At 63.3% G+C, this 13,797-nt stretch carries 12 protein-coding genes and 1 tRNA gene; 6 read left to right on the top strand and 7 right to left on the bottom strand.

Annotated elements, in window-relative coordinates:
- Positions 1-22: 22 nt before the first annotated feature.
- Entirely contained in the window at positions 23-850 is an 828-nt protein-coding gene (map, locus tag NKI85_RS02560) for a type I methionyl aminopeptidase (RefSeq protein ID WP_352532331.1), read from the bottom strand.
- Positions 851-1,154: 304 nt separating this feature from the next.
- Here map and NKI85_RS02555 point away from each other — a divergent pair, with 304 nt between their 5' ends.
- Positions 1,155-1,451: a DUF982 domain-containing protein gene (locus NKI85_RS02555; RefSeq protein WP_352775654.1), complete on the top strand. Its 297-nt coding sequence runs from the start codon at positions 1,155-1,157 to the stop codon at positions 1,449-1,451.
- A 124-nt stretch (positions 1,452-1,575) separates the two neighbouring features.
- Here the strand turns inward: NKI85_RS02555 and NKI85_RS02550 are convergent.
- The 3 genes from NKI85_RS02550 to phaC form a co-directional block, all read right to left on the bottom strand.
- A tRNA-Glu gene (locus NKI85_RS02550) sits at positions 1,576-1,650 on the bottom strand.
- A 171-nt stretch (positions 1,651-1,821) separates the two neighbouring features.
- Complete coding sequence (locus tag NKI85_RS02545) at positions 1,822-3,054, bottom strand: YcbK family protein (protein WP_352775651.1); 1,233 nt, start codon at positions 3,052-3,054, stop codon at positions 1,822-1,824.
- A 215-nt stretch (positions 3,055-3,269) separates the two neighbouring features.
- Complete coding sequence (gene phaC / locus NKI85_RS02540) at positions 3,270-5,105, bottom strand: class I poly(R)-hydroxyalkanoic acid synthase (RefSeq protein ID WP_352530409.1); 1,836 nt, start codon at positions 5,103-5,105, stop codon at positions 3,270-3,272.
- A gap of 151 nt (positions 5,106-5,256) precedes the next feature.
- On the opposite strand from phaC, the gene NKI85_RS02535 reads away from it, so the two are divergent.
- From NKI85_RS02535 to recJ, 5 genes are all read left to right on the top strand, one after another.
- Positions 5,257-5,589 (top strand): hypothetical protein, encoded by a 333-nt coding sequence (locus NKI85_RS02535; RefSeq protein ID WP_352530411.1) that lies wholly within the window; start codon positions 5,257-5,259, stop codon positions 5,587-5,589.
- Positions 5,590-5,629: 40 nt separating this feature from the next.
- The gene (locus NKI85_RS02530; protein WP_352530413.1) at positions 5,630-6,847 is read left to right on the top strand and encodes an LL-diaminopimelate aminotransferase; all 1,218 of its coding nucleotides are present in this window, start codon (positions 5,630-5,632) and stop codon (positions 6,845-6,847) included.
- A gap of 277 nt (positions 6,848-7,124) precedes the next feature.
- On the top strand, positions 7,125-8,438 hold the full coding sequence (locus NKI85_RS02525) for a homoserine dehydrogenase (RefSeq protein WP_352530417.1): 1,314 nt from the start codon (positions 7,125-7,127) through the stop codon (positions 8,436-8,438).
- A gap of 133 nt (positions 8,439-8,571) precedes the next feature.
- Positions 8,572-9,555: a class II fructose-bisphosphatase gene (gene glpX, locus NKI85_RS02520; protein ID WP_352530419.1), complete on the top strand. Its 984-nt coding sequence runs from the start codon at positions 8,572-8,574 to the stop codon at positions 9,553-9,555.
- A gap of 34 nt (positions 9,556-9,589) precedes the next feature.
- Positions 9,590-11,401: a single-stranded-DNA-specific exonuclease RecJ gene (gene recJ, locus NKI85_RS02515; protein ID WP_352530421.1), complete on the top strand. Its 1,812-nt coding sequence runs from the start codon at positions 9,590-9,592 to the stop codon at positions 11,399-11,401.
- 21 nt (positions 11,402-11,422) lie between these two features.
- Here recJ and NKI85_RS02510 read toward each other — a convergent pair whose 3' ends face one another.
- The 3 genes from NKI85_RS02510 to folE form a co-directional block, all read right to left on the bottom strand.
- Complete coding sequence (locus tag NKI85_RS02510) at positions 11,423-12,394, bottom strand: patatin family protein (protein WP_352530423.1); 972 nt, start codon at positions 12,392-12,394, stop codon at positions 11,423-11,425.
- An 84-nt stretch (positions 12,395-12,478) separates the two neighbouring features.
- Entirely contained in the window at positions 12,479-12,949 is a 471-nt protein-coding gene (gene hisI, locus NKI85_RS02505; RefSeq protein ID WP_352530425.1) for a phosphoribosyl-AMP cyclohydrolase, read from the bottom strand.
- 38 nt (positions 12,950-12,987) lie between these two features.
- Complete coding sequence (gene folE, locus NKI85_RS02500) at positions 12,988-13,623, bottom strand: GTP cyclohydrolase I FolE (RefSeq protein WP_352775643.1); 636 nt, start codon at positions 13,621-13,623, stop codon at positions 12,988-12,990.
- Between the last annotated feature and the right edge of the window lie 174 nt (positions 13,624-13,797).

Here is a 13,797-nt window from a genome sequence, read left to right as displayed (position 1 = left end):
GTGACGCCCGATCTGCCAGACACTAGGCCCGCAGGCCGGGGCGGTCGAGGTTTTTTGGCGACAGCGTGAAAATCTCGCAGCCGGTCTCAGTGACGCCGATCGTGTGCTCGTACTGCGCCGACAGCGACCGGTCGCGCGTCACCGCAGTCCAGCCGTCCGACAGCACCTTTACATGCGGCCGGCCGAGATTGATCATCGGCTCGACGGTAAAGATCATGCCCGGCCGCATCTCCACGCCTTCGCTGGCGCTGCCGTAATGCAGGATGTTCGGCGCGTCGTGAAACAGCCGGCCGACGCCGTGGCCACAGAAATCGCGCACCACCGAGCAACGCTCGGCTTCGGCATAGGTCTGGATAGCGGCGCCGATGGCGCCGGTGCGGGCGCCCGGCTTGATCGCCGCAATGCCGCGCATCAGGCACTCATACGTGACTTCGAGCAGCCGCTCCGCGGCACGCTTGATCGTGCCCACCGGATACATGCGCGAGGAATCGCCGTGCCAGCCGTCGAGGATATAGGTGACGTCGATGTTGACGATGTCGCCATCCTTCAACGGCTTGATGTCGGGTATGCCGTGACAGACGACGTGGTTGATCGAGGTGCAGGATGATTTCGTGTAGCCGCGGTAGTTGAGCGTCGCCGGAAGCGCGCCATGGTCCATGCCGAATTCGAAGACGAAACGATCAATCGCCTCAGTGGTGACGCCGGGCGCCACCATCGGCACCAGTTCGTCGAGGCAGCGCGCGGTGAGATCGCAAGCCTTGCGCATGCCGGCAAAGCCTTCCTCGTCGTAAAGACGGATCTGGCCGGTGTTTCTGAGCGGTGCCGTGGCGGCGTCGAGATAGGTGACCATTTTTGTCCGTCTTGCAGGGATGGGAGGGGCCTGGATGAGCCCCGCGAGAGAAATCTCCCCAGATTTGGCACTGGAAAGCGCAAGGTTCAAGGACGAACTGCCGGCGGCGACCGAAGACCGGCGATATTCAGGCCTTTGGGGGCACTCTCCTTGCCTGTAGCGGCCCATGCTTCCGACCAGTTCATTGGCTACCGCAGTGACGACACATTTCTAGGCGAGAAGTCGGCCCCAAGCATGAAGCCGCCACAGTAACTTTTTGCGACGAACGGCGTTGCTGCGGGGGCGTCGGTTCGGGAGAGATCGAATGGACAGACTGCAATTCGAGGTGCCGGTGCGGATCACGCCTGTGCCCGGCCAGCCGGTCGAGGAAATCTACAGCGTCGAGCAGGCGCTCGATTTCCTGCAAACATGGCCGGTTCGCCGGAAGGGGCCAAGCTACCAGGCCGCGTTCAACGCCTGTTTCGGCGCCACTGTGGACATCGTCGAGACCGAGGACGCATGGCGGGCCTTCATGGCCTTTTGCCGGGTGAGCGGCCTCCTGGCCAGGGATATGATGGTGCCGCGCAAGCGCAGCGGCGAGGCGAGGGGGCTGCGGGCGTAGCCGCCATCAACAAAATCCTCGATTTGTCTTTGCAGCCTTTGCCGACATCCTCATCAGGGTGGTGGTCCGGCAAGGTTACGCAGCATCGCGTTAGTGATGGCATGTGCTAAGGCTTGAAAATCTCTGGTACGCCCAAGGGGAATCGAACCCCTGTTACCGCCGTGAAAGGGCGGTGTCCTGACCGCTAGACGATGGGCGCGCTCAGATGTGAGCGCTTATAGTTGCGTCGCGACAAACCGGCAACCCGTCTGCCGCCGGCTGCGACAACTTTTTTCCTTTGGCGCCAAACCGCGTTTTTTCGGCAGCCAAGTCTGATTCCGCCGCATCAGGAATGTCGCAGAGAAGGCGGGCATCGCAGCACGAGAAGAGACTAGCCGCCGCGCCTGCGGCAGCGCCAGTTCCAGTCGCGCTCGGGGCCGACATCGACGTGGACGGATTCGGTGTGGCAATAAGTGCCGACGCCGCCGCGGCCCGGCATGGTGCGGATATAGCTCGCCAGTTCCCACTTCGAGACGCCGGGAACCTGGATGTCGGCGGCGGCGCAGTACATGTGCAGCGAATTCTTGGCACCGTTGGCGCGGCGGTTGCGGGCCGGATCGCGATAGCCGGAGGTGACCGTCATCTTGCGGCCGTAGTGGCCTTCGATCGTCTTCAACACGCGAACCAGCGACGGCTTCAAGCAGGCAACGTCGACGCTTTCGTTCTGTTTCAGGAGGCCGTTGGGTGCCAGCCGGGCGAGGCCGGCGGCGGAGGCGACCTGGTAGGCGCCACCCGAACCTTCGTCTTCATTGAGGTCGACATCACTCTCATCGTCGAGGCCGGATTTGCGCTTGATCTCGAACAGCGCCGTCTGACGCACGCCGGGCAGCGCATCGGCCGTGAAGTGGCTGGTATCGCCGGTCGACACCAGCTGCACAGGCTTTTCAGCCGGATTGGCCGAGGCCAGGGTGACGGTGGGCTTTGCCGCAGGCGTCGCCTTGGCTTGCACGACCGCTGGCTGCCCGCCCGATCTGCTGTTGGCCGGCGAAGAAGGTGCGGCCGAAGCAGGCGTAGCGCTGAACAGCGAGGCCAGGAAGCTTTTCTTTGGCGCATAGGCCTGCGGCTGCGGCATTTCGCCGGCGGTCACATAGACCGGGTTGTCCATCGCCGGCGCGGCGGCCTTGGCGTCGGACTTCGATGCGCCGGCAGTGTTCTGCGCCACGGCCTGTTCAGCCGTCTGGGCGTTTGGTTGCAGCGGCTGCGGCGTGTGTCCCGCGATCGTCTCGGCTGCCGTGGGAACGGCGATCGGGAAGCCGGCGTCGGGCTTGGCCCCCGGCTTGGCCATCGGCACATAGGCGACCTGCGCGGGAAGACTGGCGTCGCCCTCGGTATTCATCGTCATTTGTGCGCTTGTCATCTGCGACGATGACGCGGCCGTACTGGCCTGGGGCGCGCCGGCGGCCGTGCTGATTTCGGTGGCCGAGGCGTTATAGCCAGGCATGCCGACGGACATGGTCGGGTCGCCGGCAGAGGTGCAGGACGCCAGGAGCACCGAGAAAAGCGCCGCCACAATGGCGCGGCTTTCCCCTTTTGCAAGGCGCGATCCTGCTGATTTCAAAACCAAATTCCCCCTCGATATCCGACCGGTTCGTCATTGGCGCGGCGTCGAAACGTCTCGTCGAAATGACCCTTGTTCCCGAACCGGAAACGAGACCTGTGCCAAATCTGCAAGCCTCAAAGCAATTTGGTGGCTAGAGGATGAATCAAGGCTGCTCAGGGTTGACGGCACCATTTCGCCCGCTTTTCGCGGCGCGTCAACTCACCACACATTACAGATGGTTACACACGCACCTTGACATAGGTGCCGGGGGCTTCGCCCAGAACTTGCATGTGCTCGCCCGGTTTGCGGGCCGGAACGCGCGCATTGTCCTTGGCTTCGATCCAGCGTTGCCAGTGCGGCCACCATGAGCCAGGATGATTGGCCGCCTTGGCGAACCATTCGTCGAAGTCCCCTACCGGCTTGCCGCCGGTCCAGTAGTGATATTTCTGCGCCGCCGGCGGATTGACGACCCCGGCGATGTGGCCGGAGCCGGCCATGACGTAATCGACCTCGCCGCCGAAATATTTCGAGCCGAGGAACACCGAAAGCGCCGGGGCGATGTGGTCTTCCTTCGAGGCGAGATTGTAGACCGGGATGGTGACGTCCTTTAGCGAAACCGCGCGGCCCGCCAACTCCATCATGCCTTGCGAAAGCCTGTTCTCGAGATAGCAATTGCGTAAGTAGAAGGAATGGTTGGCCGCGCCCATGCGGGTCGAATCGGCGTTCCAGTAGAGCAGGTCGAAGGGCAGGGGATCCTTGCCGCGCATGTAGTTGTTGACGACGTAGGGCCAGATCAGGTCGCCCGAGCGCAGCATGTTGAAGGCAGTCGCCATCCTGGTGCCGTCGAGATAGCCTTTTTCGCTCATCGCCTTTTCGACGGCCGCGACCTGCTCCTCGTCGACGAACACCTTCAGGTCGCCGGCATAGGTGAAATCGACCTGCGTGGTGAAGAAGGTCGCCGATTTGATGCGCTGGTCGCCTTCCTGCGCCATCAAGGCCAGCGCTGCCGCCAACAGCGTGCCGCCGACGCAATAACCGATGGCGTTGACGTCCTTTTCGCCGGTGGCCTTTTCGATCGTGTCGAGGCCGTATTGCAGGCCCTCCCTGATATAGGCCTCCCAACTCTTGGCGCCGTGCCGCTCGTCCGGATTGATCCAGGAGATGACGAAGACGGTGTGGCCTTGCTCGACGGCCCAGCGAATGAAGGATTTTTGCGGGTTGAGGTCGAGGATGTAGTATTTGTTGATCCATGGCGGGCAGATCAGCAGCGGCCGCTTGAGCACGGTGTCGGTCGTCGGCTCGTATTGCAGGATCTCGGCGACGTCGCTGCGGCCGACCACCTTGCCGGGCGTGGTAGCGAGATTCTTGCCGATTTCGAAGGATGAATAATCGGCCTGCCGCAGCTTCAGGTCGCCCTTGCCGGCGGCAATGTCCTCGGCCAGCATTTTCATGCCGCGCACCAGGTTTTCGCCGTTCGAGGCAACGGTCTCGCGAAACAATTCCGGGTTGGTCAGGATGAAATTCGACGGCGAGATGGCGTTGGAGACCTGCTTGACATAAAAGCTGGCCTTGTGGCGGGTGTGCTCGTCCAGACCATCGGCGTGCTCGACCAGTTCGGCCGCCCAGCGCGAGGTGACGAGATAGGCCTGTTTCAGGAAATCGAAGAAGGCGTTTCGGCCCCATTCCGGGTCCTGGAAACGCTTGTCGCCGCGCTCGGGCTTGACCGCATCCTCGGCGTCCTCGGCACCGGCGCCGATGCGCTGGACGGCGTTGGCCCAGACGGTCATGTAGCCGGAAAACAGCCGCGTCTGCGCCTCCAGCGCGCGCTGCGGGTCGGAGAGCCAGTACTCGGTGAGCTTGGAGAAGGTCTTCACCATGTCGACGACCGGCTCGGCGACGTGATCGCGCACCTCGCCCTTTTCCCGCGGCTCGGCCCATGCCGAGGCGGCCTTGCCGGCCTGCTCGATCATGCGTGCCATGTTCAGGGCGAAGCGTTCCGGGTCCTTCACCAGATATTGCTCGACGGTCGAAGGTTGGTCATCTTCCGCTTTGCCCGAATCGGGTGTTTTGGACATGGTTCGCGGGGTTCCTCCCGAAGCGTTTTGTTGACATATTACCATGGGATATCAGACAGGGTCCAATGTGCTCTAACCCGGTCGCCAGGAAAACAATATGACGATTAATATTGGCAAGAACGTTTTTTCCGGCATTGGTCGTTTTTGCCGCATGGCGGTCGTCCTGCTGGCGATGGCCGGTTGCACGAGCAGCAACATAGAGGGTGCAGCGCCCGCCGCCGGCTTCGCCGGCGCGAAGGACACCGGTTCCTATCCGAACCTGAACATCCCGCCGCAGGTGGCGGCCGAGCAATTCACCGACGAGGAAAAGAACGCCAAGCTCGCCCAACTGAAGGCCGAGGAGCAGGGCCAGGCCGCGAAGGGCGGCGTCGTCAAGGTCGCGGACCAGGCAGCGCTGGACCAACTGGCAAAAAAACACGGCGCCGAGGCGCTGAAGCAGATCGAAGGTAAATGCGACCCCGCTCTCGACCCTAATTGCAAATAAGCTTATACGCGCGACCGCAACCTCACTGTCTGGAACTGCCATGGAAGAATTCCACAAGGTCCGCCGGCTTCCGCCCTATGTCTTCGAGCAGGTCAACCGGCTGAAGGCCAGTGCCCGTTCGCGCGGCGCCGACATCATCGATCTTGGCATGGGCAATCCCGACCTGCCGACGCCCAAGGCCATCGTCGACAAACTTTGCGAGGTCGTGCGCGATCCGCGCACGCACCGCTATTCGTCATCGCGCGGCATTCCGGGCCTGCGCCGCGCCCAGGCCAATTACTATGCCCGCCGCTTCGGCGTGAAGCTCGACCCGGACAGCCAGGTGGTGGCGACGCTGGGCTCGAAGGAGGGCTTTGCCAATATGGCGCAGGCGATCACCGCCCCCGGCGATGTGATCCTGTGCCCCAATCCGACCTATCCGATCCACGCCTTCGGCTTCATCATGTCGGGCGGCGTCATCCGCTCGCTGCAGGTCGAGCCGGACGACGGTTTCATCCCGGCGCTGGAGCGCGGCATCCGCCATTCGATCCCGAAGCCGCTGGCGCTGATCCTCAATTATCCGTCCAACCCGACGGCACTGGTCGCCTCGCTCGATTTCTACAAGGAGGTGGTGGCCTTCGCCAGGAAGAACGACATCATCATCCTGTCGGACCTTGCCTATTCGGAGATCTATTTCGACGGCAATCCGCCGCCTTCGGTGCTGGAGGTGCCGGGCGCGATCGATGTGGCGGTCGAGTTCACCTCGATGTCGAAGACCTTTTCGATGCCGGGCTGGCGCATGGGTTTTGCCGTCGGCAACGAGCGGCTGATCTCGGCGCTGACCAGGGTGAAATCCTATCTCGACTACGGCGCCTTCACGCCGATCCAGGTTGCGGCGGCGCATGCACTCAACGGCGACGGTGCCGACATTGCCGAAGTGCGCGACGTCTACCGCAAACGCCGCGACGTCATGGTCGACGCTTTCAGCCGTGCCGGCTGGACCATTCCCGCGCCGGCGGCGTCGATGTTCGCCTGGGCGCCGATCCCGGAGCCGTTCAAGCATCTCGGCTCACTCGAATTCTCCAAGCTCCTGATCGAGCACGCCGACGTCGCGGTAGCGCCGGGCGTCGGCTTCGGCGAGCATGGCGACGATCACGTGCGCATCGCGCTGGTCGAAAACGAGCACCGGATCCGGCAAGCAGCGCGCAACATCAAGCGCTTCCTCGCGTCCAGCGCCAAGCAGCCGAACAATGTCGTTCCGCTCGCCGCGCATCGCTGAGTGGTTCAGTCAACAGCCATGACCGACCCCGCCAGCATGAACGTCGAAGCCGTCGTTTATGTCAGGCTAATCGATGAGTCGGTTTCCGTTTGGCGGCCGGTGCAAGCAAAACAAATTGATCCGACCACGTAGCTCATCTTGGACCAGCCCATACCAGCCTCGGAAGTGTGGGAGTTTCAGCCCGGGACTATAGTCACCGTGACCCGGAAGCCTGATGAAAACGACGACTATCTGGTTGCGGTCGAAAATCAATTCTAGCTGGCGGACAGACTCTCCGATGACTGAAGCGTTGCGTGTTGGAATTGCCGGCCTCGGCACCGTCGGTGCGTCGGTGGCGCGCGTGCTGCGCGACAAGGCGGCGGAACTGACGCGGCAGTGCGGACGCGACATCGTCGTCACAGCCGTTTCAGCCCGAGATCGCAAGCGCGACCGTGGCGTCGATCTTGGTACCGCACAGTGGTTCGACGACGCCATCAAGATGGCGCAGACCGGCGAGATCGACGTGTTCGTCGAGCTGATCGGCGGCGACGACGGGCCGGCGCGCTCGTCCGTAAAAGCGGCACTTGAAGCTGGCCGCCATGTCGTCACCGCCAACAAGGCGCTGCTTGCCAAGCACGGCGTGGCGCTGGCCGAGATTGCCGAGAAGAAGGGCGTGCTGCTCAACTACGAGGCGGCGGTGGCCGGCGGCATTCCGGTCATCAAGACGATGCGCGAGGCGATGGCCGGCAATTCGGTGACCCGCGTCTTCGGCATCCTCAACGGCACCTGCAACTACATACTGACACGCATGGAGGCCGAGGGCCTGTCGTTCGATGCCTGCCTGAAGGACGCGCAGCGGCTGGGCTATGCCGAAGCCGACCCGACCTTCGACATCGAGGGCCATGACACTGCCCACAAGCTGTCGATCCTGACCAGCCTTGCCTTCGGCACGAGGATCGCGGCCAACGATATCTACATGGAGGGCATCTCCAACATCAGCCAGGCCGACATCCGCGCGGCCGGCGATCTCGGCTACCGGATCAAGCTGCTTGGCGTCGCCCAGCGCACCGAAAGCGGCATCGAACAGCGCGTGCACCCGACCATGGTGCCGACGGCATCGGTCATCGCACAGGTGCACGGCGTCACCAATGCGGTGGCGATCGAGACCGACATCCTCGGCGAATTGCTGCTCTCCGGCCCCGGTGCCGGCGGCAACGCCACCGCATCGGCGGTGATCGGCGACATTGCCGACATCGCCAAAAGCCGGCCTGGCTTCCAGCATGGTCCGGTCTTCGGCCGGCCGGCGAAGGAATTGAAGCCCTACAAGAAGGCGCAGATGCGCAGCCATGCCGGGGGTTATTTCATCCGGCTGACCGTGCACGATCGCATCGGCGTCTTTGCCGCCATCGCCAAGCGCATGGCCGACAACGACATTTCGCTGGAATCGATCGTCCAGCATGCCGCCGGGCCGGAAACCGAGGCACAGAAGACGGTCATCCTTGTCACCCACGAGACGACCGAGGCTGCGGTGCGCAAGGCCGTCGACGGCATCACCAGGGACAGCCTTCTGACCGACAAGCCGCAAGTCATCCGCATCGAGCGGGCAGGCTAAAGCTTCCCTCAATCGATTGATATTGCTGCGCTTTCAAAAAGATCCAGCGCAGGTCTTGCTGTTGTCACGGAGCTTTGACACAAGGAGCGCGTCTCTGGCGGGAGGCTAAACTGCCAACGAGGATTGTCCATCGATGAATGTGGCCCAGAACATTGTCGCCGGCCTCGACCGGATACTGACCATGGAATTGGTGCGCGTCACCGAACGTGCCGCTGTTGCGGCCGCCAGATTGCGCGGACGTGGCGATGAGAAGGCCGCCGACCAGGTCGCGGTCGACGCCATGCGGCAGGAGCTCAACCATCTTGCCATCCAGGGCACGGTGGTGATCGGCGAGGGCGAGCGCGACGAGGCACCGATGCTCTATATCGGTGAGGAGGTCGGTACCGGCAAAGGCCCGGCTGTCGACATCGCGCTCGATCCCCTCGAAGGCACGACGATCTGCGCCAAGAACCTGCCCAATGCATTGGCCGTCATCGCCATTGCCGAAAAAGGCAGCCTTTTGTTTGCGCCGGACGTCTATATGGACAAGATCGCCATCGGCCCGGGCTATGCCGATGGCATCATCGACATCGATGCCTCGCCGGCCGAAAACATCGCCAGCCTGGCCAGGGCCAAGGGGGTGCCGGTGGCGGAGATCACCGCCTGCATCCTCGACCGGCCACGCCATGGGGCGTTGATCGAAGCCGTGCGGGCGACGGGCGCCGCGATCCGGTTGATCGGCGACGGTGATGTCGCCGGGGTCATCCACACCACCGATCCGGACGAAACCGGCATCGACATCTATCTCGGGACCGGCGGCGCGCCGGAGGGCGTGCTGGCCGCAGCGGCGTTGCGCTGCACCGGCGGCCAGATGCAGGGCAGGCTGATCCTCGATACGCCGGAAAAGCTGGCGCGCGCGGCAAAAATGGGCATCTCCGACCCCAAGCGGATTTACCACACGCAAGACATGGCACGCGGCGACGTGCTGTTTGCCGCGACCGGCGTCACCGACGGCAACATGCTGGCTGGCGTCAAGTTCGGCCGCAATTTCATCACCACGCACACGATCGTGCTGCGTTCGTCGTCGCGAACCGTGCGCGAAATCAAGGCCAGGCACCAGGATCTGGAAAAGTTTTGATTTCGACTCAGTTGCCCGTTGCATATCGTGTGCAATGACAATTTTGCAGACGGCGCGTCACGTGATGGGGGAAAGACGCTTTTTCCTCGATGTTAGGCAGTCGGCCACTGGTGTTTCCTGGGAACACCGGCTGACCGAGCGCCAGGACATGGCCGCGCTCGCCATTGCGCAAGGTTATGGCGTGCCCGACATCGTGGCACGCGTGCTGGCCGGGCGCGGCGTCACCGCCGAGCTGACCGAGCGGTTCCTGGATCCGACCATCCGCAACCTGCTGCCCGACCCGGCATCGCTGACCGACATGGACAAAGCCGCCTCTCGCATCGCCCAGGCGGTGATGACCAGGGAAAAGGTGGCGATCTTTGGCGACTACGATGTCGACGGCGCCGCCTCGTCGGCGCTGCTCAAGCGCTTTCTCGCACATTTCTCGGTGCCGTCGGAGATCTACATACCGGACCGTATCTTCGAAGGTTACGGCCCCAATCCGGAAGCGATGCGCGAACTCGTCTCGCGCGGCGCGACGCTGATCGTCACCGTCGATTGCGGCACCAATAGTGCTGCTTCCATCGACGCGGCGAAGGCCGACGGTGCCGACGTCGTGGTGCTCGATCACCATCAGGTCGGCGGGCTGTTGCCGGCGGCGGCTGCGGTCGTCAACCCCAATCGCGAGGACGACCTTTCCGGGCAAGGCCATCTTTGCGCCGCCGGCGTCGTCTTCCTGTGCCTGGTGCAAACGGCGAAGATCCTGCGCGGCCGTCTGCCGGATGCCGCACCGCCGGATCTGCTTGGCCTGCTCGACCTGGTGGCGTTGGCCACCGTCTGCGACGTGGTGCCGCTCACCGGCGTCAACCGCGCCTTCGTGGTCAAGGGGCTGCAGGTGGCACGGCAGCAGAGAAACGAAGGGCTGGCGGCGCTGGCGCGGGTCTCGCGCATCGGCGAGCCGATCAGCACGTTCCATTTGGCCTTTCTGATTGGTCCGCGCATCAACGCCGGCGGGCGCATCGGCGACGCAGCGCTTGGCAGCCGCCTGCTTGCAACCGACGATCCGGTCGAGGCCCGCACCATTGCCGAGACGCTGGATCGGCTCAACCAGGAGCGGCAGTCAATGGAGCAGGAGATGCTGGCCGCGGCGCGCTCAGAGGCTGACGCCGAGCTTGCCGGCGGCAATGGTCCGGCCATCGTGGTTACGGCCAGCAGCAACTGGCATCCGGGTATCGTCGGCCTGCTTGCCTCGCGGCTCAAGGACCATGCAAGGCGGCCGGCCTTTGCCATCGCCTTCAACGCCAATGGTGTCGGTACCGGTTCAGGCCGTTCGGTGTCGGGCTTCGACCTCGGCCGGCTGGTGCGCGAGGCTGCCGATGCCGGGCTGATCGTCAAGGGCGGCGGCCACGGAATGGCGGCGGGCATCACTGTCGAGCGGGCGAAGCTCGGCGCGCTCCGGGCTTTTTTCGAAGAGCGTGCGGCAGTGGATGTATTCCGGCTGCAAGGCGAGGAGAGCCTGGCGATCGACGGTGCGCTTGCCGCCGAGGGCGCCACGCTTGGGCTGCTCGATGCACTTGAAAGAGCCGGGCCATTCGGCGCCGGGCATGTCGCCCCTGTGTTCGCCCTGCCGCGTCATCGGCTTGCCGACGCGCGGCCGGTCGGCACCAACCACATCCGTGCCGAGCTGCAGTCGGAAAGCGGCGGCCGCATCCGGGCGATCGCGTTTCGCGCCATCGACACGGCTCTTGGCGAATTCCTGTTCAAGAACAGAGGCAAGCCGGTGCATGTCGCCGGCTCGCTATCGGGCAATCACTGGAACGGCAGCCGCACGGTGCAATTTCGTATCATCGACGCAGCGCTCGCCTGAGAACTGACCGACCGGCTCTGCCTAAGCGAGGACGGTCTGCAGCCGGGTCAGTTCGCCGATCTGCGCCATCGTTGCCTGGTAGCCGATACGGATCGCTTCGTCGGCGCGATGGAATTCGGTCAGGCCGATATGGCTGAGCTTCGGCTGCAGCGACATGTCCGGCGGGTCGCCGGCCAGCCTGGCGCGCGAAATGCGGTCCTGTATGATGTTGAAGGCCTCGACCATGACGCCCGTGATGCCGAGCCGTGTCTCGCGCGACTGGCGTTCGGGATCGGCGTGGCCGGCCCTCGGAGCGTCTTTCTCGATGACCAACTCGCCGGCACTGTGCTTGATCACCGCGGCGCGGCCGAACAGGTCGTAGTGAAGGTTCACCGCAACCACGAGCGGCTGCTCGTAGGCGCGGCAGACAGAGACCGGCACCGGATTGACCAGTGCGCCGTCGACCAGCACGCGCCCGTTGCAGGCGACCGGCTCGAACACGCCGGGCAGCGCGTAGGAGGCGCGCATGGCGGTGCTCAGCGAGCCGCTCGACAGCCAGATTTCATGGCCGGTGCGGATTTCCGAAGCGACGCAGACGAACGGTTTTGGCAGATCCTCGAAGCGGATGCCGGCTATGTGCTCGCGCAGCCGCGCGTCGAGTTTCATACCACCGAACAGGCCGCTGCCGCGTAAATTGAGGTCGAGAAGGCCAAAAATGCGCCGCCTGGTCAGGCTGCGCGCGAATTCTTCCAGCTCGTCCAGCTTGCCGGCAACATAGCAGCCGCCGACCAGCGCGCCGATCGAGGTGCCGGCGATCATCGACACTTCGATGCCGGCTTCATCAAGCGCGCGCAGCACGCCGATATGCGCCCAGCCGCGCGCACAGCCGCCGCCCAATGCCAGCGAGATCCCTGTTTTACCTGGAGATTTGGTTTCGGATACGCCTGCGGCCGAGGAGACGCCATTGGCCTCCCGAACGTCAGGTCTGTTGAGCAATGACGCCCAGTCGAGCATCACAATCTCCCTTGTCCCACGGTCATCCTAGAGGCGGGCCGTATCGAAATCATGAATATACGTGGCTGGAGCGCTGCGAATGGTTCATATTGATGGCGTACTGGGCTTTCGATACGTTTTTTCCGCATCGAACAGCGGCTTGCTGCCGTCGCTGGCAAGCGTCCCCTTGCCATCGCTCAGTCCCACCGTCCGATAAAAGCATGAACGTCGGCCGGTGTGACAAGTTGCTTCGTGACCCAACACTTTGACGCGCAACCATATCGCGTCCTGGTCACAATCCGTGAGCATCTCGACGACTTGCTGCACATTGCCCGAGGTTTCGCCCTTCTTCCAAAGCGCGTTGCGCGAGCGAGACCAGTAGTGCGCGATGCCGGTCTCGAGTGTCAGCGCCAGCGCCTCGGCATTCATATGCGCGACCATCAGCAGCATGCCGTCTTCGGCATCGGTGACGACGACAGTGACGAGGCCGCCGGCATCGAAGCGCGGTGAAAGGACCGTGCCTTCCTCAAGTGCCTTTTTGTCTGAGGGAGCTTTCGGGAATTCCAATGCCGACATTCGCCGGTCCTTATCTAGCGAAGCCGGCGAGGTCGGGTTCAGATCCCGCCGCCGCGCACCATGGTGACCAAGCGGACCTGCTCTTCGGGTGTGTCCTTGAAGACGCCAGTGAAGGTCGAGGTCAGCGTGGTGGATCCCTGCTTGCGGATGCCCCGCATGGCCATGCACATATGCTCGGCCTCGACCATGACGGCGACGCCGCGCGGATTGAGCACGTCCTGGATGACGCCGGCAATCTGCGCGGTCATCGCTTCCTGGGTCTGCAGGCGATGGGCGAAGATGTCGACGACGCGCGCGATCTTGGACAGGCCGACAACCTTGCCGTCCGGCAGATAGCCGACATGCGCCTTGCCGATGATCGGCACCATGTGGTGCTCGCAATGCGAATGGAACGATATGTCCTTGACGATGACGAGGTCGTCATAGCCGGCGACTTCCTCGAAGGTGCGGCCAAGCTCCTCGGCGGGGCACATGTCATAGCCGTTGAACATTTCGCGGAACGCCTTGGTGACACGCTTCGGCGTATCGATCAGGCCCTCGCGCTCCGGATTGTCGCCGGTCCAGCGCAACAAAGTGTGCACCGCGGCTTCGACTTCGGCTTCGCTCGGCCGGTCGGTGACCGGCTTTTCCATATAGGCCGACTGCGGCATGAGTTTCTTGATGACGGCGTCCATAAAAGGCGTCTCCCGTAGTTCCTCTCTCAGGAGGAACGAGTTGAACGGACCACGACCTTTCGGGTGTAAGAAACTCGTCGGTTTCCAGCCCGTAAGCGGCGTGAACTGATTTGGGCAGGACGAGACTTTTGGTCCGTCTTGTCGATACCCGACTACCACCATTATATATGGTCG

This window comes from Mesorhizobium sp. M0571, assembly GCF_040320985.1.
Classification (GTDB): Bacteria; Pseudomonadota; Alphaproteobacteria; order Rhizobiales; family Rhizobiaceae; genus Mesorhizobium.
The sequence above is the reverse complement of the archived record's forward strand: the minus strand, read 5'-3'. Positions and strand labels throughout refer to the sequence as shown.

Bases quoted from the DNA above. Each gene is read 5' to 3' on its own strand.
- map (WP_352532331.1), bottom strand. From the start codon at position 850: ATGGTCACCTATCTCGACGCCGCCACGGCACCGCTCAGAAACACCGGC.
- NKI85_RS02555 (WP_352775654.1), top strand. From the start codon at position 1,155: ATGGACAGACTGCAATTCGAGGTGCCGGTGCGGATCACGCCTGTGCCC.
- phaC (WP_352530409.1), bottom strand. From the start codon at position 5,105: ATGTCCAAAACACCCGATTCGGGCAAAGCGGAAGATGACCAACCTTCG.
- NKI85_RS02535 (WP_352530411.1), top strand. From the start codon at position 5,257: ATGGCGGTCGTCCTGCTGGCGATGGCCGGTTGCACGAGCAGCAACATA.
- NKI85_RS02530 (WP_352530413.1), top strand. From the start codon at position 5,630: ATGGAAGAATTCCACAAGGTCCGCCGGCTTCCGCCCTATGTCTTCGAG.
- NKI85_RS02525 (WP_352530417.1), top strand. From the start codon at position 7,125: ATGACTGAAGCGTTGCGTGTTGGAATTGCCGGCCTCGGCACCGTCGGT.
- glpX (WP_352530419.1), top strand. From the start codon at position 8,572: ATGAATGTGGCCCAGAACATTGTCGCCGGCCTCGACCGGATACTGACC.
- recJ (WP_352530421.1), top strand. From the start codon at position 9,590: ATGACAATTTTGCAGACGGCGCGTCACGTGATGGGGGAAAGACGCTTT.
- NKI85_RS02510 (WP_352530423.1), bottom strand. From the start codon at position 12,394: ATGCTCGACTGGGCGTCATTGCTCAACAGACCTGACGTTCGGGAGGCC.
- hisI (WP_352530425.1), bottom strand. From the start codon at position 12,949: ATGTCGGCATTGGAATTCCCGAAAGCTCCCTCAGACAAAAAGGCACTT.
- folE (WP_352775643.1), bottom strand. From the start codon at position 13,623: ATGGACGCCGTCATCAAGAAACTCATGCCGCAGTCGGCCTATATGGAA.